Source organism: Kingella potus (assembly GCF_900451175.1).
GTDB lineage: Bacteria > Pseudomonadota > Gammaproteobacteria > Burkholderiales > Neisseriaceae > Neisseria > Neisseria potus.
The window spans coordinates 286,284-307,221 of sequence record NZ_UGJJ01000002.1; the positions used below are offsets into that span (position 1 = coordinate 286,284).

General features: G+C 54.3%; 19 protein-coding genes and 1 tRNA gene. 12 read left to right on the forward strand and 8 right to left on the reverse strand.

The genetic code is table 11. The features are described from left to right. Positions 1–131 precede the first annotated feature (131 nt). Entirely contained in the window at positions 132–695 is a 564-nt protein-coding gene (locus DYE40_RS07880; RefSeq protein ID WP_115308942.1) for a YceI family protein, read from the forward strand. Positions 696–774: 79 nt separating this feature from the next. Here DYE40_RS07880 and bamC read toward each other — a convergent pair whose 3' ends face one another. The 4 genes from bamC to DYE40_RS07900 all read right to left on the reverse strand — a co-directional run bounded on the left by bamC (position 775) and on the right by DYE40_RS07900 (position 6,690). Then, entirely contained in the window at positions 775–1,890 is a 1,116-nt protein-coding gene (gene bamC, locus DYE40_RS07885; protein ID WP_115308574.1) for an outer membrane protein assembly factor BamC, read from the reverse strand. Then, entirely contained in the window at positions 1,887–2,783 is an 897-nt protein-coding gene (dapA, locus tag DYE40_RS07890) for a 4-hydroxy-tetrahydrodipicolinate synthase (protein WP_115308943.1), read from the reverse strand. Before dapA ends, bamC begins: the two co-directional genes overlap by 4 nt. A 208-nt stretch (positions 2,784–2,991) precedes the next feature. Next, positions 2,992–3,855: an RNA polymerase sigma factor RpoH gene (gene rpoH, locus DYE40_RS07895; RefSeq protein WP_115308944.1), complete on the reverse strand. Its 864-nt coding sequence runs from the start codon at positions 3,853–3,855 to the stop codon at positions 2,992–2,994. Positions 3,856–4,272: 417 nt separating this feature from the next. Beyond that, the gene (locus DYE40_RS07900; protein WP_115308575.1) at positions 4,273–6,690 is read right to left on the reverse strand and encodes a penicillin-binding protein 1A; all 2,418 of its coding nucleotides are present in this window, start codon (positions 6,688–6,690) and stop codon (positions 4,273–4,275) included. 149 nt (positions 6,691–6,839) lie between these two features. On the opposite strand from DYE40_RS07900, the gene pilM reads away from it, so the two are divergent. The 8 genes from pilM to DYE40_RS07935 all read left to right on the forward strand — a co-directional run bounded on the left by pilM (position 6,840) and on the right by DYE40_RS07935 (position 15,401). Beyond that, complete coding sequence (gene pilM, locus DYE40_RS07905; RefSeq protein ID WP_115308576.1) at positions 6,840–7,937, forward strand: type IV pilus assembly protein PilM; 1,098 nt, start codon at positions 6,840–6,842, stop codon at positions 7,935–7,937. A gap of 2 nt (positions 7,938–7,939) precedes the next feature. After that, entirely contained in the window at positions 7,940–8,602 is a 663-nt protein-coding gene (locus DYE40_RS07910; RefSeq protein ID WP_115308945.1) for a PilN domain-containing protein, read from the forward strand. A gap of 1 nt (position 8,603) precedes the next feature. Then, a complete protein-coding gene (locus tag DYE40_RS07915; protein WP_115308577.1) occupies positions 8,604–9,233 on the forward strand; it encodes a type IV pilus inner membrane component PilO in 630 nt (209 codons plus the stop codon). Positions 9,234–9,236: 3 nt separating this feature from the next. Beyond that, positions 9,237–9,755, forward strand: a complete 519-nt coding sequence (locus tag DYE40_RS07920; RefSeq protein ID WP_244731465.1) for a pilus assembly protein PilP — start codon at positions 9,237–9,239, stop codon at positions 9,753–9,755. Positions 9,756–9,778: 23 nt separating this feature from the next. Then, the gene (locus DYE40_RS07925) at positions 9,779–11,875 is read left to right on the forward strand and encodes a type IV pilus secretin PilQ (RefSeq protein ID WP_115308578.1); all 2,097 of its coding nucleotides are present in this window, start codon (positions 9,779–9,781) and stop codon (positions 11,873–11,875) included. A gap of 123 nt (positions 11,876–11,998) precedes the next feature. Beyond that, complete coding sequence (trpB, locus tag DYE40_RS07930; protein ID WP_115308579.1) at positions 11,999–13,201, forward strand: tryptophan synthase subunit beta; 1,203 nt, start codon at positions 11,999–12,001, stop codon at positions 13,199–13,201. 131 nt (positions 13,202–13,332) lie between these two features. Then, complete coding sequence (locus DYE40_RS13120; RefSeq protein ID WP_281270661.1) at positions 13,333–13,467, forward strand: hypothetical protein; 135 nt, start codon at positions 13,333–13,335, stop codon at positions 13,465–13,467. 59 nt (positions 13,468–13,526) lie between these two features. Beyond that, the gene (locus tag DYE40_RS07935) at positions 13,527–15,401 is read left to right on the forward strand and encodes a monovalent cation:proton antiporter-2 (CPA2) family protein (RefSeq protein ID WP_115308580.1); all 1,875 of its coding nucleotides are present in this window, start codon (positions 13,527–13,529) and stop codon (positions 15,399–15,401) included. A 950-nt stretch (positions 15,402–16,351) separates the two neighbouring features. Here the strand turns inward: DYE40_RS07935 and DYE40_RS07945 are convergent. Further along, positions 16,352–17,218: a pirin family protein gene (locus tag DYE40_RS07945; RefSeq protein ID WP_115308582.1), complete on the reverse strand. Its 867-nt coding sequence runs from the start codon at positions 17,216–17,218 to the stop codon at positions 16,352–16,354. Positions 17,219–17,246: 28 nt separating this feature from the next. Continuing rightward, positions 17,247–17,480, reverse strand: coding sequence for a DUF896 domain-containing protein (locus tag DYE40_RS07950; RefSeq protein WP_115308947.1), 234 nt, complete (start codon positions 17,478–17,480; stop codon positions 17,247–17,249). Positions 17,481–17,632: 152 nt separating this feature from the next. Between DYE40_RS07950 and DYE40_RS07955 the strand changes: the two genes are divergently transcribed. The 3 genes from DYE40_RS07955 to miaA all read left to right on the forward strand — a co-directional run bounded on the left by DYE40_RS07955 (position 17,633) and on the right by miaA (position 20,087). Further along, on the forward strand, positions 17,633–17,998 hold the full coding sequence (locus tag DYE40_RS07955) for a winged helix-turn-helix transcriptional regulator (RefSeq protein ID WP_115308583.1): 366 nt from the start codon (positions 17,633–17,635) through the stop codon (positions 17,996–17,998). 41 nt (positions 17,999–18,039) lie between these two features. Further along, a complete protein-coding gene (locus tag DYE40_RS07960; protein WP_115308584.1) occupies positions 18,040–18,858 on the forward strand; it encodes a hypothetical protein in 819 nt (272 codons plus the stop codon). Between the two features lie 287 nt (positions 18,859–19,145). Next, positions 19,146–20,087 carry a tRNA (adenosine(37)-N6)-dimethylallyltransferase MiaA gene (gene miaA / locus DYE40_RS07965; RefSeq protein WP_115308585.1) on the forward strand — a complete coding sequence of 314 codons (942 nt, stop codon included), beginning with the start codon at positions 19,146–19,148 and terminating at the stop codon, positions 20,085–20,087. 233 nt (positions 20,088–20,320) lie between these two features. Here miaA and DYE40_RS07970 read toward each other — a convergent pair. Continuing rightward, a tRNA-Ile gene (locus DYE40_RS07970) sits at positions 20,321–20,396 on the reverse strand. A 74-nt stretch (positions 20,397–20,470) separates the two neighbouring features. Next, positions 20,471–20,836, reverse strand: a complete 366-nt coding sequence (locus tag DYE40_RS07975) for a YkvA family protein (RefSeq protein ID WP_115308586.1) — start codon at positions 20,834–20,836, stop codon at positions 20,471–20,473. Between the last annotated feature and the right edge of the window lie 102 nt (positions 20,837–20,938).

Genomic DNA, 20,938 nt, shown 5'->3' on the forward strand with positions numbered 1-20,938 from the left:
TCAGGCCGTCTGAACAGCGCGTTGCGGCGGCTTGTGCGGCGGAAATTTTGTTTTTATTTTGATAATGCTTACCATATTACGCAAACTTGTTACAATCGCGCCTTTCCAACCCTTCCGCAAGGAGACCGATGATGAAGAAAACCCTGTTTGCCTCCGTATTGGCCGCCGCAGCCGCCGTTTCGTCTGCCGCGCAGTACGAAATTGATCCGTTTCACTCCAACGCCCGTTTTGAAATCGACCATTTCGGCACCAGCAGCAATGTCGGCGGTATTTACCGTGTAAGCGGTATGGTGCATTTCGACGCGGCGGCAAAAAACGGCTCGGTGGAGGCGGTGCTGCCGCTGGCCAATCTGCAATCGGGCAGCGACGAATTTACCCGCCATTTGAAATCGGACGGCCTTTTCAATGCGGAAAAATATCCGGAAATGCGCTTTGTGTCGGACAGATTCATTTTCAACGGCAAGAAAGTCTCCGCCGTGCAGGGGAAGCTGACCCTGCTGGGGCAGACGCATCCGGTTACGCTTAAAGCCACCAAGTTCAACTGCTATATGAATCCGATGTCGAAGACGGAAGTGTGCGGCGGCGATTTTTCGGCGGTAATCGACCGTACCAAATGGGGCATGGATTATCTGGTGTCCGCCGGTATGGCGAAAAATGTGAAGATTGCCATTCAGATTGAAGCGGCGAAGAAATAAGGCCGTTTGAAAAATACGGAAAGGCCGTCTGAAAACCCTGCGGCAGGGTTTTCAGACGGCCTTTTTGCGCTTTTGCCTTTTACCGCAGTTCGGTGTGCAGGCGGGAAAGCCAGGTTGATGCTTCCGCACCTGTGTAGCGGCTGCCGTCTTTGTTGAGGATTTGCAGGCGTGCGCCGCCGCTCACGGGTTGGAGGAAGACGATGAGGTCGGGCAGGGGCGCGGGGGCTTTGGCTTTTTTGCCGAACAGTCGGCCGATGAGGCCGGGTTTCTTCTCCTGCACCGACGCGCTTTCGTTTTGCGCGGGCTGGACGAGGAAGGCGTGTTTTTCGGTGTTTTGTCCGGTAACGGTGAGGCCGACGCGGTCGAGGGCGAGGGCGGTGCGCCGCCAGTTGCGTTCGTAGTCGCCGCTGATCAGCAGGCTGCCGTTTTCGAGCTTGGCCAGTCCGGCGGCATTGCCTGCGGTGTCGGCGCGTTCGAGCTGGTTTTGGATTTGCTGTTCGTCCGCGCCGAGATATTGCATAAAGCGGGCGAGGAAGGCGGCTTCTAGGTTGGGGTCGTTGGCGCGCGGCTGCCACATGGTGGTGTCTTTGTCGCGGTCGGCATAGGTTTCGCTCATGCCTTTGTGGGCGAAGAAAATGTCGGTGCCGCCGTTTTTGGCTTTTTCGACGCGGACGATAAATTTGTCGCGCTCGCTGGTGGAGTAGATGCCGCCGAGGCCGATTTTTTCGAGAATGCTGCGCAGGCCGCCGCCGCCGAGTTTGGCGCGGTTTTCCGCCCAGTCGGTTTCCATTTGGCCGATGGCGGGCTCTTCGCTGGCGATGGTAAAGCCGCTTTCCTGCCAGAAGGCTTTCAGCAGCGGCCAGATTTCGGCGGGCCGGCGGTCGGAAACGGAGAGCCAGCGTTGGTTGCCGTCGCGCTCCATTTTCACGCCTTTGATGCCGCTGAGGACGGCTTGGCCGGTGTTTTTGCCGGCCGTGGCGCGGCGGGTAATGTCGCTGGCGCGTACCGCGCCTGTACCGGCAGGAAGCTGGTACAGGTTGCCCTGGTTGGGGTTGGTCAGATCGGGCGGGACTTCGAGATTGACGATTTTGCGGTTTTCCGACTGGTAGTCGAGTTTGGGCTGTTCTTTTTTGCTGCCGGAGCAGGCGGCCAGCGCGATGGCGGCGGCAATAACGGTGGGTTTGATGGGATTCATGCAGACTCCGTGTGGGATGAAATCAGTCCGGCTTCGGCCAGTGCGCTGCGCACTTTGGCTTGTCCGGCTTCGGTAAGGGGGATGATGGGCAGGCGGACGTGTCCGGCGCACAGACCCAGCTGCACGGCTGCCCATTTGGGTGCGGCGGGGCTGGGTTCGCAGAACATGACATCGTAAACGGGTGTGAGGCGGCGGTTGAGTTCGCGGGCGCGGGGGAGATCGCCTGCGAGGGCGGCGCGGCACATGTCGGCGAAGAGCTTGGGAGCGACGTTGGCTGCGACGGAAATGACACCGTGTCCGCCGCAGAGGAGGAAGGGCAGGGCGGTGGGGTCGTCGCCGGAGTAGACGGCGAAGCCTTCGGGGGCGCGGTTGATGAGATCAATTTCGCGGGCGAGTGCGCCGCTGGCCTCTTTTACGCCGGTAATGTTGGGGATTTGTGCAAGACGCAGGATGGTGTCGTTGTCCATGTTGACGACGGTGCGGCCGGGCACGTTGTAGACGATCATGGGGATGTCGACGGCTTCGGCGATGGTTTTGAAGTGGCGGTAGATGCCTTCCTGCGAGGGTTTGTTGTAGTAGGGGACGACGGACAGGGCGGCATCGGCTCCGGCCTGTTTGGCGGCTTGGGAGAGTTCGACGGCTTCGGCGGTGTTGTTCGCTCCGGTGCCGGCGATGACGGGAATCCGTTTGGCGGCGTGTTTTACCGCTGCTTCGATGAGGACGGATTGTTCGGGGATGGTGAGGGTGGCGGATTCGCCGGTGGTGCCTGCGACAACGACGGCATCGGTGCCGTTGGCGATATGCCAGTCGATCAGTTTTTCAAGCTGCGGGAAGTCGATGCTGCCGTCTTCGCGCATGGGGGTAATCAATGCAACCAGGCTGCCTGTCAGCATGTTGGAACCTTTGTGGTTGGTGGTGGAAAAAACGGGCGGATTGTAGCCAAGTTTGGTTTTTGGTGCAAAAAGGCGGTTCGGACGGGCGGATTCGGATTTTGCCGCCGCAGGTTTCAGACGGCCTTTTTGTGTTTTACGGATGAGGCCGTCTGAAAAGAGGTGCGGCTGCGCCGCAGTTTGGTTTTCAGACGGCCTCTGGGGGACGCGCTCAGCTTTCTGCTTCTTCTGCAAGGAAGCCGCGTAGTTTCTGCATGGCTTTGGCTTCGATTTGGCGGATGCGTTCGGCAGACACGCCGTATTCGGCAGCCAGCTGGTGCAGGGTAAGGCCGCCGTCGTCTTGCAGCCAGCGGGTTTCGACTATGCGCCTGCTGCGGTCGTCGAGTTTGGCGAGGGCGTTTTGCAGGCCTTCGGTTTGCAGGGCGTGGTGGGCTTTGCGCTCGATTTGGCGGGTGGGCTCGTTGTCGTGGTCGGCCAGCCAGTCGATGGGGGCGAAGTTGTCTTCGTCGTCGCTGTTGTCGGCGAGGAGGGCGATGTCGCGCCCGGTCATGCGTTGTTCCATTTCCATGACTTCGGAGAGTTTTACGCCCAAATCGTCGGCAATGGCCTGAGCCTCTTTGGGGGAGAGGGCGGAGAGGGATTTGCGCATGGAGCGCAGGTTGAAGAAGAGTTTGCGCTGGGGCTTGGTGGTGGCGACGCGCACGAGCCGCCAGTTTCGCAAGATGAATTCGTGGATTTCGGCTTTGATCCAGTGGACGGCGAAGGAGAAGAGGCGTGCTCCACGGTCGTGTTCGTAGCGTTTGACGGCTTTCATCAGGCCGATGTTGCCTTCTTGGATGAGGTCGGCCTGGTTGAGGCCGTAGCCGTCGTAGCCGCGTGCGATGGAGACGACGACGCGCAGATGGGAGAGGATAAGGCGTTTTGCGGCTTCGACATCGCCGCCCATTTTGCGTTCGGCGAGTGTGTATTCTTCTTCGGGAGTAAGCAGGGGGATGCTGTTTACGGTGTGGATGTATTGTTCCAGGCTGCCGTGTCCGCTGGGAACGGGTAGGGTGGTGGTGTGGCCTGTGGTCATCGGTAATCCTCGGTGGTTGGGTGTGCGGCGGGTGCCGTTTTGCGGGCGGCCTGCCAAACGGATATTTGGCAGGCGGTTTCAGGCCGTCTGAAAAAGGGGCGTAGTTTACGCTATTTTTCCGCTAAAAAATGCTTTTGGTTGTTAAGAAGCTGTGTCTGACGGGAATATGACGGGATTTGGGTTGCGTGCCGCCGGCTGTGGAGCGGAATGTGCGGTGCGAGCGGGACGAACGGGTACGGTTTTCACGAAAATCGCGTTTTCAGACGGCCTTTGTTTGTGATGCGGTTGGGAGGCCGTCTGAAAACGGTTTTTCTGTTGCAGGCGGTTTTGTTTTTTCGGATCGGGAAGGTGTGGGAAAAGATGGGAGGCTGCTTCCTTGCGGAGGCAGCCGCTGTGCTTTTGCTTTGTTTTACGGTGTCAGAACAGGTCGTCTAAGTCGGATGACGGGGCGGGTTTGCGGTTGGTGGGTGTGAGTTCGCGTTCGCCGCCGGTGTTGGTGGGCTTGAGTTCGCGCTCGCCTGTGTCTTCCGCGCCGCCGGCGGTGCCGGCGGGTTTGGCCGCGCTGCTTTCGCTGCCGTCGGAATCGGAACGGCTGCTGCTGTTGTCGATTCGGAGCGAGGGATCGGTGGTTTGGTGCTCTTTATAGAAGTATTCTCCGCCGCGCAGCACCATGCCGCCGGGTACTTTCATGCCGGTGGAGGGCTTGCCTTTGAGGGCGTAGCGCATGTATTCGACCCAGACGGGCAGGGCGATGGTGCCGCCGTAGCCGGCACGCCCCATGCTGCGGGGTTTGTCGAAACCGATGTAGACGGCGGTTACGATGTCGGGGTTGAAGCCGACGAACCATGCGTCTTTGTTGTCGTTGGTGGTGCCGGTTTTGCCGGCAATATCGGAGCGGCCGAGTGCGAGTGCGCCGCGTGCGGTACCGTATTTCACTACGTCCTGCATCATTTTGTACATGATGTAGGCATTGCGCGGGTCGATAACCTGCGGGGCGTTTTCTCCGGCGACAAGCGGCTGCATTTGGGCTTTGAGGTGGTCTTGCGAGTCGTAGATTTTGTCGATGACGTAGGCGGAGACGCGGTAGCCGCCGTTGGCGAATACGGCGTAGCCTTCGGCCATTTGTATGGGCGTACTCGCCCCCGCTCCGAGTGCCATAGAAAGATTGGCGGGATGGTTGTTGGGCTTGAAACCGAATTTTTGGATGTATTGCTGGGTGTAGTTGACTCCGGCGGCCATAAGAATACGGATGGAAACCATGTTTTTCGAGCGGGTAAGGGCTTGGCGCAGGGTAATGGGACCGTCGTAGCGGCCGTCTGAATTTTTCGGTGTCCACGGCCGCCCGCCGCGTCCGGCTCCGGGTATGGAAATCGGATCGTCGTTGATTAGGGTGGCCGCCGTCATGCCGCGGGAAAGGCCGGCGGAGTAAATAAAGGGTTTGAATGAAGAACCGGGCTGGCGGAGTGCCTGGGTGGCACGGTTGAAATTTTTGCTGTGGAAGTTGTAGCCGCCGACCAGTGCTTTTACCGCACCGGTGCGTGCATCTAAGGCAACCAGCGCACCTTGCAGGGCGGGTTCCTGGCCGATGCGCCAGCCGTTTTTGGTTTTTTGCAGACGGATGATCGCGCCGGGACGGATTTGCGCATCTTCCAACTTGGCGTTGAGAATGGCACTGCGTGCGCCACCCATTTGCGCAGGGGTAAGGCGGACTTGTTCTCCGCCTGAGGTTTGGGCGGTAATGCCTTTGCTTTTCGAGGCTTCAATGACGACGGCAGGTTCCAGTCCGTCTACGGCATGCATGGTTGAGAGGTATTTGCCGACAGCTTCCTCGATGTCTTCGTCGGTGTCTTTGCCTAAGTCCAATTGGCCTTCGGCACCCCGGTAGCTGCTGCTGCGGTCAAAGCCGCGCAGGGTTTTGCGCAGGGCGTTGGTGGCGACGCGCTGGCTGTCGGTGTCGACGGTGGTGTAAACCTTAAAGCCTTGTGTGTAGGCATCGTCGCCGTATTTTTCATACAGTTCCTGGCGTGCCATTTCGGCAACGTAAAGCGAGGTTTGGTCAATGTCCTGAACATGGCGTTCGTAATGCAGCTCTTCTTTGAAAGCTGCTTCTTTTTCGTTTTGCGTAATCATGCCCAGCTCAACCATATTGTTCAGGATGTATTCTTGGCGTTGTTTGGCACGTTTCGGGTTGACCAGGGGATTGGCGGCAGACGGGAATTTCGGCAAACCGGCCAGCATGGAGGCTTCGGCCAAAGTCAGATCTTGGACGGGTTTGTTGAAATAAACCTGAGAGGCCGCAGCAAAACCGTAGGCGCGCTGTCCCAAGTAGATTTGGTTGAAATAGAGTTCCAAAATCTGGTCTTTGGTTAAAGACTGTTCGATTTTGTAGGCAAGCAGGGCTTCGTTGAATTTGCGGGTAAGCGTGCGTTCGTTGGTCAGATAGAAGTTGCGTGCCACCTGCTGGGTGATGGTGCTGGCTCCGGATTGGACGGCACCGCCGCGTATATTACTGATAACGGCGCGGGCAACACCGATGACATCCACCCCCCAGTGTTCGTAAAAGCGTTTGTCTTCTGCTGCAATGACGGCGTTTTTCAGAACCTGCGGAAACTCTTTGATTTCGGTAAAGGCACGGCGTTCTTCGCCATACGAGCCGATGAGTTTGCCGTCGGCCGAATAAATGGTCAGCGGCATTTTGGGCTGATAGTTTTGAACCGCATCCAGAGAAGGGAGTTTCGGGTAGGTGGTCAGCACCGCAATGGCAAGCAGTCCGACGGCAAAAAGAGCAAAGCCGATAGACAGGCCGAGCAGGGTGGTAAAAATTTTTTTAATCATGACTAAGTAATATTTGCCCCAACGGGCATTAAATAAAGTAAAATGGTCTTAACGTTTCGGCAGTAGGCAGTACGGCTGTCGAGCCATTCTTATCAACCGCTTACGGAAGCCAGTATTGTAACCAATAACACTTGGCAGGGAAATGAGTTATGCGTTTAACAAAAAGTGAAAAAAATACAAAAGGTAAGACCTCTTCCGGTTTTTCCTCTCGTACGTCTGTGGGTATTGATCTGACCCAAGATGCCATTCGGATGGTTCAGCTTTCGGGACGAAATCTGAACCAGCTGCAATTGGACAAATATGTCATCGCACGTCTGCCGAAAAACATCATTAAGGGTTCTACGATACATGATTACGACCAGCTTGTCGCATACTTGCAACATGCATATACCCAGTTAGGGGGCAATAGTCGGAACATTGTCGCAGCCGTTCCCCAAACCTCGGTCACTGTGGAAACGGTGGTTTATAACCAGCGTGATGCGGATGTGGGGTTGGAGGATTTTGTTGAATTGGAAATTGCCCAACAAATGCCGCTGGATGAAGTTAACTACGATTATCAGGACTTGGGTAAGTCTCAGGGCGTGGTAGGTCAGAGAGTGCTGGTTGTTGCTGCACGTAAAGAAGAAATAGAGCCGCGTTTGGAGGCTTTTGATAGTGCGGGTTTGAGTCTTCAATTTTTGGATGTTGATGTTTTGGCTCAGTCTAATGCATTTAATTACTGGATGGATAAGCAGTATCCGGAATTATTGTCCGACAAGGTTATGGCTGTTTATATTTCAGAAAATGAGATGTATTCCCTTGTTTTACAGAATGGACAGATCCTATATCGTCAGGAGTCCTCTTTGGGTGGTGAACAGTTGAATCAATTGATTCAAAGAACGTATCAAGTAAGTGAGGAGCAGGCGAAAGTAATGCGAAAAAGCGATGATAAGCCGGCAGATTACCAAGTGCAGATAGCTGATCGTTTTAATGCTCAAATTGCCCAAGAAATCCAACGTGTCCTGCAATTTTATTACACGACGCAATCTGGTGATCAGTTCTCAAATGTTAGAAATATTTTTCTATCCGGATCTGCTTCATTGCAGCCAAATTTGGCTGAAACGATTTTTTCGCAAACAAATACCGCAGCAGAGTGCGTAAATCCGATTGTTTCCGTATCTTATGGATCTAAGGTGGATATTTCTGAGTTGCAATATGATGCTGCGGAATTGACGGTTGCATTTGGTTTGGCATTAAGAGGGGTATGAAGATGGTTGAGTTGATTAAGATTAATCTACTTCCCTATCGGGAAGAATTGAGTCAAAAAAAGAAACAAAAATTTAAAGCAATGATGGTAGTTTCCGGCTTGCTTGGTTTAGGGCTTTGCGGGGCAGCCTATGTTGGTATAAGTCAAGCAATTTCTGCTCAGGAAGATCGGAATCGATTCTTGGAAAGTGAAATAGCTAAGATGGATGAAGCTATTAAAGAGATAGCAACTCTGAAGGCAGAAAAAGCGGATTTCTTGGCTAAGAAACAGAAAGTTGAAGAGCTCCAAAATAAAAGGTTTGAAGGTGCTCGTATTATAGACACTTTAAATCAACTTCTGCCCGAGGGTGCTTACATTAATTCAATTTCTGCAAGAGATGAGAGTTCTTATGAGATAACGGGCAGGGCATCTAGTGATAACCGTATTGCCATGTTCATGAGGGAACTGCCTTCTACGGGAATTTTCAATCAGCCCGAGCTGTTGAGTATTGAGAAAACAGATAGCGGTCAGAAATTTGTTATTAAAACTATACTTAATCCGTCGGCAGGTGCTCCTTTGGTAGGGGTGGGTGAGCAAAGTGCATCAAGTCCTGCTAATAGTATGAGTGCGGCCTCTTCTCCAAATATGGCAGCATCAGATCAAAATTCCGCAAGTGGGGGAAAATAAGATGGCAAGAAACAAACAAAATTTTGATTTGCAAAATTTGCATGAGTTGAATGCTCCAATAAAGTTAGGCATTGGTGCGTTGTTGGTTTTGGTAATTTTGGGATTGGGCTATTTCTTTTTGTTTAAAGATCAGCTTGCAGAATTTGATGCTGCCAAGGCTAAAGAAGAAGAATTGAAAGAGTCTTATACTAGTAAGAGTATCCAAGCGGCAAGTTTGGAAAATCTGAAAGCAGAATTAGCTGCGCTGCATACGTCGTTTAATCAGTTGTTGCAACAGCTTCCGACAGACAAAGAAATTCCAAATCTGATCCAAGAATTGAATCAGGCTGCATCAACAAATAATTTGCGCTTGGGTGCTTTGTCACCTCTTGATCCTGTTAATGATGGTGCAATTCAAAGATTGCCATATAAGTTAGCTATTAGTGGGCAATATGATCAAGTTGCGAAATTTGCACGAGATATAGGCGGTCTTTCTCGAATTATTACATTAAGTCAGTTGGATATGGCTAAAGATGACAAGACAGGTCAAATTAATCTGAATGCTATTGCGAATACTTATAAGGCACGTCCCGCTGAGGAATTGGCTGCGGAGCAGGCCAAGGCGGCCTCTGCGGTAAATAAAGGGGAGTAAACAATGATGAAGAAAATAATTTTATTATCAGGTTTTTTATTTTTGGCTGGGTGTGAGGAAGAGCCGGGTGATTTGCGTGCATGGATTGACAGTACAAAAAAAGAGGCTGAGAAAAAGATTAAACCTGTTGAGATTCCTGAGGGGGTACCTATGCTTACATATACGCCTGCTCCACAGCCGGCTTTGGATGCATTTAATAGTAAGCGTTTGAGTACCAATCAAAAAGGCATTAATGCTCCGGATCCAAATAGGCCTAAAGAAGTATTAGAGGCTTTTAATTTGGAAAGTATTAAATACGTTGGCTCATTTAAAAAAGGTAGATCGGTTTCAGCTTTTGTCAAGGTAGATGGACATGTGTATACCATAAGTAAGGGTAATTATATTGGTCAGAATTATGGACGAGTTAGTGAAATTCGTGATGATGCATTGATTATTACGGAATTGGTCGAAGATGCTTATGGCAATTGGACATATCGCCCAGCTGAGTTGGTATTGAGCAGCTCTGAGCAAGTAGGAAATTAAAAATTTTTAAGGGGTTTATCATTATGAAGAAAGCAATAGTATTTAACAAAGTGATTCCAACATTGGGCTTGGGATTAATGGGTCAATTAGTATTGGCAGGAAATATCACAGATATTAATGTTTCTGCTTTTCCCAATAATCAGAAAGTTGTTAAGATAAAATTTGATAAGGATGTTGTCCTCCCAAAGGCTTCTGCTGTGGGTGGTGCTACGCAATTGGCATTTGATTTCCCTGCTACGTCTTTAGCGGTATCCCAGCCTGTATTTGAGTATGAAGATCCTCTTCTTAATCGTATTGCGACCGTTGCAAACAATGGTGCAGCCCGTGTTTTAGTCGGTTTGAATAAGGAAAGCAGGTATGCTGCAGAAGTGAAAGGTAACGAAGTTTGGATTCATATTGCTGAAAACGGTGCAGCTCCTTCTTCTGTTTCGGCTAGTCAAGTGCAGCGTAACCGTCAAACACAGAATGTGGCTTCTGCAATGATTGATTTTAGAAAATCTGGAAAAAACGGTGGTGTTGTCGATATAACTGCTCCCGGTTTTTCGGGTCAGCCTGATGTCAAACAAAATAGCGGCAGTATTACGGTTACTTTGAAAAATTATCCGTTGCCTACGCAGGCACAAAGAAATTTGGATGTAAGTGATTTTGGAACGCCTGTACGCAATGTTGTGCTGAAACGTATCGGTAATGACACCCAAGTGGTTATCAAAAATCAAGGAAGCTGGTCGTCTAATCATAAAGTAGCAAATGGGCGTATATCTCTTGATATTTCTCCAAAGCTGAATGCTGATGAGGCTGGTTTGCAATCTAAGCAGAAATCCTTTAAAGGAGGTCGTGTTTCTTTTGACTTCCAAGATATTGAAGTAACTACTATTTTGCAGATTATTGCAAAAGAGTCTGGTATGAATATTGTTGCCAGTGATAGTGTTAAAGGCAGAATGACCCTCACATTAAAAGATGTGCCTTGGGATCAGGCTTTGGATTTGGTAATGCAGGCTCGTGGTCTTGATATGAGAAGATCAGGTAATATTATCAATGTGGCACCACGTTCAGAGTTGCTGGCCCAAGAGAAAGAAATCTTAGTTCAGAAAAAAGAAATTGATGAGTTGGGGCCTTTGTATTCCAGAACTTTCCAATTGCGTTACAAAAATGTTGAAGAATTCCGCAAAATTTTGAAATTAGACGATGCAAGCAGCGATTCTTCGGGAAACAGTAAAACAATTTTGAGTACCAGAGGAAGCGCGTTAATTGATCCGGCAACCAATACACTGATCATTACTGATAACTCGACTGTTTTACAGAAGTTTGAGAAGTTGATAGATCAATTGGATGTTCCCGCACGTCAGGTAATGGTTGAGACCCGTATTGTGGAAGCATCGGACGGTTTCTCCCGTGAGCTTGGTGTGAAATTTGGTTATGCCGGTTCGAACGGCAAAAACAGCTGGGGCAGCAATTGGGCTAATGCTCAGGCTAATAACAATACCAATGTTAATGCGAACCAAAATAACACTAATCGTACATGGACATTGAATCCCAATGTCAATCTGCCGACAACAGCGGCAACTACCAGTGTTGCCTTGGTGCATGCGCTTTCGTCTGGAGCGTTGGCATTGGAATTGTCTGCACAGCAGGCACAAAACAGAGCTAAAGTCATCTCTTCACCACGTGTTTTGACACAAGACCGCAAAGAAGCAGTAATCGAATCGGGTACGGAAGTTCCTTACCAAGAAGCCTCTTCGAGCGGAGCGACTTCGACATCGTTTAAAAAGGCGGTTTTGGGTATGACGGTAACTCCGCAAATCACGCCTGATGGGCAGGTTATTATGGACATTAAGGTAAATAAAGACTCCGTCAACCGCAACTGCGGCGCATCCGAACCCTGTATTGATACCAAACGTTTGGATACGAGGGCAATGGTTGAAAATGGCGGTACCTTGATACTTGGTGGTATTTATGAAGAAGAAAATTCCGAAGGTATCAACAAAGTGCCTTTGTTGGGTGATATTCCCGTCGTAGGCAATCTGTTCAAACACCGTTCGCGTACCAATAGCAAGAAAGAGCTGTTGATTTTCATCACTCCACGGATTGTGGATAATGTCGGCAGCACATTGCGTTATTGATAGTGTAGATTAGAGAATGGTCTAAGGTTTATTCAAAATGAGCCTTAGACCATTAATTTGCTTGTTACAAGCATACGGATTAGGCAGACTGTTCAGATTATTTTATTTGTGAGGACGAAACCGATGAAAAACTATCATGCGCCAAACGGGCAGGGCTTTTTCGGAGAACACGGCGGGTTATACGTTTCCGAAACCTTGATTCCCGCACTCAAAGAACTGGCTGCCGCTTACGCAGAAGCGAAAAACGATCCCGCATTTTGGGAAGAATTCCGCCATGATTTGAAACACTACGTCGGCCGTCCCAGCCCTGTTTACCATGCAGAACGTTTGTCGGCACATTTGGGCGGTGCGCAGATTTGGTTGAAACGCGAGGATTTGAACCATACCGGTGCGCATAAAGTGAATAACACCATCGGTCAGGCATTGCTTGCCCGCCGTATGGGGAAAAAGCGCGTGATTGCCGAAACCGGAGCGGGCCAGCACGGTGTGGCGAGTGCCACCGTTGCCGCCCGCTTCGGCATGACCTGTGATGTGTATATGGGAGCGGACGACATCCAACGTCAAATGCCTAATGTATTCCGAATGAAGCTCTTGGGTGCGAACGTAGTGGCAGTGGAAAGCGGGAGCTGCACGCTTAAAGATGCGATGAACGAAGCGATGCGCGAATGGGTTGCACGCGTGGATGACACGTTTTACATCATCGGCACCGCTGCCGGTCCTGCACCGTATCCCGAAATGGTGCGCGATTTCCAATGCGTGATCGGTAATGAAGCCAAAGAGCAGATGCAAGAAGCCGTCGGCCGTCAGCCTGATGTGGCGGTGGCCTGTGTGGGGGGGGGGTCGAATGCTATCGGTCTGTTCCATCCGTATATCGGAGAAACAGGGGTGCGTCTTGTCGGCGTGGAAGCGGGCGGCTTGGGCGTGCATACGCCGAACCATGCCGCGCCGATTACCAGCAAAGCTCCCGTCGGCGTGCTGCACGGCTTCCGCAGCTATCTGATGCAGGATGAAAACGGCCAGGTACTCGGTACACATTCCGTATCTGCCGGCTTGGACTATCCCGGCATCGGTCCGGAGCACAGTCATTTGGCCGACATCGGACGTGTGGAATATACCGCTGCCAACGACGATGCCGCGCTTGCAGCGTTTGACTTGCTTTGCCGTTTCGAGGGCATCATCCCCGCGCTTGAATCCAGCCACGCGCTGGCTTGGGCAGTGGAGAACGCACCAAAAATGGCCAAAGATCAAATCATTTTGGTCAATTTGTCGGGGCGGGGAGATAAAGACATCAATACCGTCGCCAAACTCAAAGGTATCGAACTTTGAGTTTTCAGACGGCCTTTCGAAATCCAGCTTTATCCAACCCGCTTCGTGCAGGCTGATTTTAATCATTCAAGATGCGGATATAAGGCAGACGCGCAGTAGGCTCTGCATTCATGCCGTTTTAGTACGGAGGGATGACTGAAGTGCGGAATTTGCTGCGTGTCCGGCCGATACAGGCTTCTCCGTATCGGAGGCCGTCTGAAAAACGTTTTGCCGTCATGCGGCAGGCCGAATCCGGCAAAACGGAAGCCTTCGTCCGTATCGCATAATACCTGCCTGCCTGATATTTGAACTCAGAACTGTCCGAAACAAAGGAAAAACATACACCATGACCGAAATACTGCTGTACACCTTTATTTATATGGCGTTTGCCGTTGCTGCCGTACTGGCTTCGCAGAAACTGGGTTTGGGCTCGGTGCTCGGCTATCTGATGGCGGGCATTATGATTGGGCCGATGCTCGGCTTGGTCGGCAAAGAGGCACAGTCCATACAGCACGTTGCCGAATTCGGCGTGGTTATGATGCTGTTTCTTGTCGGTTTGGAGCTTGCGCCGCAAATGCTGTGGCGGCTGCGGCACAAACTTTTAGGGCTGGGCGGCCTGCAGGTGGTGCTGACCCTTGCCGCCATTACCGCTGCGGCTGTCGCGCTGGGCCAGAGCTGGCAGGTCGGCCTTGCAATCGGCTGTATTTTGGCCTTGTCTTCCACAGCCATCGTATTGCAGACGTTCGGCGAGAAAAACCTGCTGCCTACGGCGGGCGGCCAGGCCGGCTTTGCCGTGCTGCTGTTTCAGGATGTGGCCGCCATACCCATGCTTGCGCTGCTGCCCCTGCTTGGCGCGGCGGCGGATCCGCAGAACGGACACGAATCCGCCAATATCCTTTCCGGACAACCCGGTTGGGTAACGGCCTTAGTCAGCGTAGCGGCCATTGCCATCATCGTAATCGGCGTACGTTATCTGGTTCCGGCTACTTTCCGCTTTATCAGCAAAACCCGCCTGCGTGAAATGTTTACCCTGTTTACCCTCGCGCTCGTGGTCGGCATTGCCACACTTATGTCGCTTATCGGCCTCTCTCCCGCGCTGGGTGCGTTCATTGCCGGCGTGGCATTGGCCAACAGTTCCTACCGCCACGAAATGGAAAGCCATCTCGAACCTTTCAAAGGCCTGCTGCTCGGCCTCTTCTTCATCACCGTCGGTGCGGGCATGAATTTCGGCCTGCTTGGCAAAGAATTTCTGCTGATATTGGGGCTGACCCTCGGCACCATGCTGATTAAGGCACTTATTCTGTTCGTACTCGGCAAACTGTTCCGCCTGCCTTCCACGGCCGGCAAGCTCTTTGCCCTCAGCCTTGCGCAGGCGGGCGAATTCGGCTTCGTGCTGCTTTCCATCTCGCAGCAAAACCGTGTCCTGCCGCCGGCATTGTCCGACCGCATCTCGCTGGTGGTTGCCCTTTCCATGCTGCTGACCCCGCTGCTCTTTATTTTCTATGACAAAGTTGTCGCTCCGAAGGGCATTGCGGAAGAAAACCAAAACCGTCCCAACGACGAAGTACACGAAGAAAACCCCATCATCCTGCTCGGACACGGACGCTTCGGCCAGCAGATCAACAGTATGCTTACCGGCTGCGGCTTCCACACCACCGTGATCGACTTCCATGCCGAAACCGTCGAAGGCCTCACCAAATACGGCAGCAAAACCTATTACGGCGATGCCACCAGCCCCGAGCTGCTCAACGCCATCGGCCTGGGCAAAGCCAAGCTCCTGATTGTTGCCATCGGCGACGACCACCAGTCCACCGAAGTTGTCGAATTTGTCCGCCGCCATTATCCCGACCTGACCATCATCGCCCGTGCCCACGGCCGACAGCACGCCTACAACCTGCACCATGCCGGTGCGGACTTCATCGTACGCGAAACCTTCGATGCCGCCATCCGCAGCGGCCGCATCGCGCTGGAAAGCCTCGGCGTATCGCAGGAGCGGGCGAAAGAGTTGAGCGACTTCTACGCCGCCCGCGACCGCTACCACCTCTTTACCCTGTCCGAACTCTACGATCCCGCCATCCCGCCTTTCGCCAACGATCCGCTGATGGAAAAGTCCAGAGAACTCGACCGGGAAACCGCCAACATGATGCAGACCCTGCTCGGCGGCGGAGAAGTGGACTGGCAGCGCGAAGCCGCCGACTGGGCGCACACCAAAAAGAACTGACACGCTCCGGCATCTTGGGAGGCCGTCTGAAAACCGTTTTTCAGACGGCCTCTTCCGTCGGAGCAGGCCATATCGGAGGGGTAGCGCACGCGGTGGGGAATCTTGGCGGCATATCGGATTGAATCGGCAAAACCGCTTCCCGCACAGGCGGAAATTTTGGCGGATTTTTACAGCATATCGTTTTTTAAAAGGGCAACCCCGAACTCGGTGCCCAAAGTCCGAACGCTGCGGAAAACACGGAGAGGCCGTCTGAAAAAGATATTTTTCAGACGGCCTGATTGTCGGACAACGCGGAAAATAGGGCAGGGGACGGAAATTTCTTCAACATCCGAAGCTGTCCGGCCGCCTTTATTTCCCGTCCGTACCGCCTTTCGGGCACAAATAGGGAAATGGCGGATTCGGCGGTTTGGCAAGATTGCGCCTGCCGCCGCTCCGTTCCGCAGTATTCCCCGCGCGGGCGGCAAAACGGCGTGGATTAGCTGTGGAAAACCCGGCTTTGCCTTTGATGCGCCACGCTAATTTTTATCTGCCTGTTTTTTGTGCAGCGTGAATCTGACACGCTTTGCCGGAAAAATTTCCGCCCTGCGGCAAAGCGGCAGCCATGTGCCCGCCAACGGTATAGGCCGTACAGCGCAAGAGGCCGTCTGAAAACCGTAAAACAGGTTTTCAGACGGCCTCTGCCGTTCAGGTAGGTTGTGTTGCGCAGCAACGCACGCGGTTGCGGATATTTTTGCGCAGTTTGGCAAGACGGGAAACGAGGCCGTCCGAACACACGGATGCGGCGTGTCCGACAGCCTGTTTGTGTTTTCAGACGGCCTTTGCCTTATGTCGGGGAGTGCGTGTGTCGCTTTGAGGCGGTACACCCTACGCGGATTCGTCATGGAAAAATGGAAAGAGGCCGTCTGAAAACGTGCAACACGGTTTTCAGACGGCCTCACGGCAAGGGCGGCTCAGTCCAGCGAACCGTATTTGCCTGCGTTGTATTCGCGGATGCTTTCCGCCAGCTCGGTTTGGCTGTTCATCACAAACGGGCCGTAGGCGGCAATCGGTTCGTCAATCGGCACGCCCGACAGCAACAGCAATTCGGCGGCGGCATCGCCCGTGTTGCGGATGCGGATGTCGCCCGCTTCGCGCTCGAATACGGCAAGCTGGGCTTCGCCGATGGCGCGTTCGCCGTTCAGCTCGGCTTCGCCGTGGCGCAGCACGATGGCGAGATTGTGGTTGTCGGGCAGCCTGAAAAGCTGTTCCGCGCCTGCATGGATGCGCACGTCCCACACATTCATTTCGGTGAACGTATCCGCCGCGCCGCGCTGCCCGTCCAACTCGCCTGCAATCACGCGCACGCTGCCGGCATCGGTTTGCACCACGGGAATGCCTGCGGCGGGCAGATGCTGGTAACGGGGCGGCGTGCGTTTGGCATCGCGCGGCAGGTTCACCCAAAGCTGCGCCATTTCAAACGCGCCGCCGCGTTCGGAGAACTCGGGGCTGTGGAATTCTTCGTGCACAATGCCGTTGCCGGCGGTCATCCATTGCACATCGCCCTGCTTGATAACGCCGCCGCCGCCGCTGCTGTCGCGGTGCGCCACTTCGCCGGCATAGGCGATGGTTACGGTTTCAAAGCCGCGGTGCGGATGCCCGCCCACGCCGCGCGGCGTGCCGCTGTTGGGCGCAAATTCCATCGGCGCGGCATAGTCAAACATTAAAAACGGGCTGGTTTGCTTGTCTTCGCCCATATGCGAAAACAGCGGGGAAACCTTGAAGCCGTTGCCTACCCAATGGGTTTGCGGGGCGTTGTAGATGTGTTTGATGCGTCGCATGATTGTTTCCTTTCGTTGTTTCCTGTTTTCAGACGGCCTGCATATTGCGTGCCTGCGCATCGCGCAGTGCGGCGGGGGTTACATCGTTGCCGTCGGGGTCGATTACGGTTACATGAGAGAGGTGGCCGTTGATCTGCCCCTTTACCGCATCCAGATAGGCGCGGCGCAATAGGGCGCGTTCGGACAGCTCGGCGGCGGTCAGACCGCGTGTTTTGGCAAGGCGGGCCAATTCGTTGATGCGGTCGAGTTCGGGGATTCTCATGGCGTTTCCTTTCTTTTTGCTGTGCCGCGAAACCATTTTCAGACGGCCTGTCGGAGCCTGCGGGCTTGCCCGTTTCTTCCATGCCCCGTATTATATGGGTAACGGCTTTTTTCACAAGTACGTACATTTTTTATACTGCAAAAGGAGCGGCAATGGACAAGGGAAACTATGAAGCGCGCTGTCCGGTAAACACCACTTTGGACATCATCGGCGGCAAATGGAAAGCCTTGATTCTGTACCACCTGCTGCCGCAGGCACGGCGGTTTAACGAATTGCAGCGGCTGCTGCCCGGAGTTACGCAGCGGATGCTGACCTTGCAGTTGCGCGAATTGGAGGCCGACGGCATCGTACACCGCGAGGTATATCCGCAAGTGCCGCCCAAAGTGGAATATTCGCTCACGGATTTCGGGCGCACCCTCGAACCGGTCATCGCAGCCATGCACCGCTGGGGCGCGGCTTACGAGGCCGAGTGCGTACGGCGCAAAGCCGGTGGCGGGGCAGGAGAGCCGCCGCGATAGCCTTATCGGGTTTGCCTTTCCGACACATTGAAGGAGCCGCCATGCGCGAAATTCCGTTTGCCCCGCCCGCCAAAACCCTGGCCATGAAACGCATCCTCGGCAACTCGCCGCTTTCCGTCGTCCGCATTGCCGTCATCGCCTTACTCGTCGGCTGCGGCCTGCTCTGGTGGACGGGCGGCGTGGCGCAAGGCATTTATGCCGACTACCAAATCGGCCGTGCTTATCACCAAATCGATGCCGGCATCGGCGGCAAATGCCAAACCCGCAAAATCGTGTTTACCGACTGCGAAATCACTATCCGCCACAACGGCCAAACTATCGAAAAAGAGTTTTTCTTCTTCGGTTTGGCTCCCGGCCACGGCTACAGCCTTGCCACCGTTGCTGCCGACGGCGGCCGCCCCGACGGCATCACGCTCAATCTGGCGTTAGAAAAAACCGCCAACCGCACCCTGTTTGCCGCCTTTTTCGCCTTTCTCGGACTGGGCTGCCTGTGGCTGTCTGCCTATTCCCTGTTCTGCACCCTGCCGCGCCTGCGCCATCTGTTGGACGGCATCAACCACAGCGGCGCGTATCCGTGGAAACTGGTGGAAATCGAAGCCAAGACAAGCGGCGGCAAAGCCGCAAGCTACCGCGCCGACATCGGCGGCAAACCGCGCCGTATCATCCTCAACAGCAGCAGATGCCTGCCGTTTTCCATGCCCTCAGGCAACGGCAAAACCATCCGTATCCTCGCCTTCGCCCCGCGCCACGGCGGCGCACCCGTCCCCTTCGACATAGAACTGCAAACGGTAGAGGGTCTGACCGACGACGAACGCAAAATGCTGGTCATACAGATTGCCGAAGCCGCCTATGCGGCATAAAACACAGAAACAGGCCGTCTGAAACCGTTTCCCAAGCCTCCGAAACAGCAAACCACCCTATGCGGCGAAACCCTGCCCGGCAGCCATCCGCCGCATAGGGAAAATACGTGCCGGCCTTGTTTGTCCCGTAAAGCACCTGCACAAGAAAGTTGCGTTCAAAGTTTGGCAAACGCACGTCCGCCGGAGCTGCGGCATGACCGGCCCCGCCGCAGCGGGATGGCGATTTTTTCTGGCGGCACTATAATCCCGCCTTTTTCAGAATCCCGCCTTTTTCAGGCCGTACGAACATGAGTCCGACCAAAGCATTCGCCATCCCCGGCCCCACCGCCTCCGGCAAAACCGGCCTCGCCCTGCGGCTGGCAGAGCGGTTTCCCGTGGAAATCATCAGCCTCGATTCCGCGCTGGTGTACAAAGGCATGGACATCGGCACGGCCAAACCGTCCGCCGACGAACGTGCCGCCGTGCCGCACCACCTCATCGACATCATCACACCCCTGCAAAGTTACAGCGCGGCACAATTTGCCGCCGACTGCGCCCGCCTGTGCCGCGACACCGCCGCACGCGGCAGGCTGCCCCTGATCGTCGGCGGCACCATGATGTATTTTCACGCCCTCACTGGCGGGCTGAACGACTTGCCGGAATCCGATCCCGCCGTCCGCGCACAATTGCAGGCCGACAAAGCCGCGCACGGCCTGCCCGCACTCTACTGCCGTTTGCAGCAGGCCGATCCCGCCACAGCCGCCCGACTGCAGCCGGCCGACAGCCAGCGCATCGAACGCGCTCTGGAAATTTTCCTGATTACCGGCAAGCCGATGAGCGCGCACCTCGCCGCCCGCAAATCGGCACCGCCGCCGCTCGACCTGCACACCTTCGCCCTGATTCCCAACGACCGCGCCCGTCTGCACGACACCATCGCCGCCCGTTTCCACACCATGATAGAACAGGGATTGCTCGATGAAATGCGCCGCCTGCAAACCGACTACCCTGCACTCACCGCCGAACACACTTCCATGCGCTGCGTCGGCTACCGCCAGGCATGGGACTTTCTGGCAGGCAACGCTTCATACCGCGAATTTGTCGAACGCGGCACCGCCGCCACCCGCCAGCTCGCCAAACGCCAGCTTACCTGGCTGCGGAAAATCCCCGCCGACACCGCCGCCGACCCTTACGGGAACACCGACATCTTTCAGACGGCCTCCACCGCCCTGATGCGGCATTTCGGTCTTTAAGCTGAATGGAAAAAAGATATTGCAGGTATCGGAGGAAGAATGCGGCAGGGAATCGCGGATGCGGTGTGAAAACCCTGCAAACGCCGCGCACCATCCGCCGCCGTTGGCATTGGTGCGGAGGCAAAGGGAGCCGTCTGCGGCTTGAAACTTTTGCCCGGCACCGAATCAGTCCGACTGAGAAAATCCGTTTTCAGAATAAGAAAAAGCCCGAACAACCGTTCGGGCTTGAATATTGGTGGGTCGGGTGGGGTTCGAACCCACGGCCAAGGGATTATGAGTCCCCTGCTCTAACCCCTGAGCTACCGACCCGCTTTGAGGTATGAAGAGAATAAGGGGGCGGATTCTATCTGCAATTGCCGCGCTCGGCAAGTGGGGCGGCGGGTCTAGCGGCGCAGCAGCCGGTCGGCGGCTTCGCGGGCGCGTGCGAGGATGTCTTCGGTAAGGTGGGTTTTGATTTGCGAGTAGGCGATGGCGAGTACGGCTATGTCGTCGGTAAAGCCCAAGGGCAGCAGCAGGTCGGGGATGGTGTCGACGGGGCTGACGAAGTAGAGCAGGGCGGCGGCGATGGTGAACTTGGCTTTGGCGGGGGTATCCGGCGAGCGGTAGAGGTAGTAGAGGGCGTAGATTTGGCGGACGGCGGGTGTGCCGAGGCGGACGGCGTGTCGGGCGAGTTTGCGCAGCAGGCCGGTTTCGTCGATTTTGCGGCGGCGGAAGGCGGGGATGTAGTCTTCGGGAGCGGGTGTGGTCATTTCAGACGGCCTTTCTGTGTTTGGTCGGTTGGGGAAACGGCGGCTATATGGTTTTCAGACGGCCGGTATCAATACCGGCCGTCTGAAAAGTTTGGTAAGCGC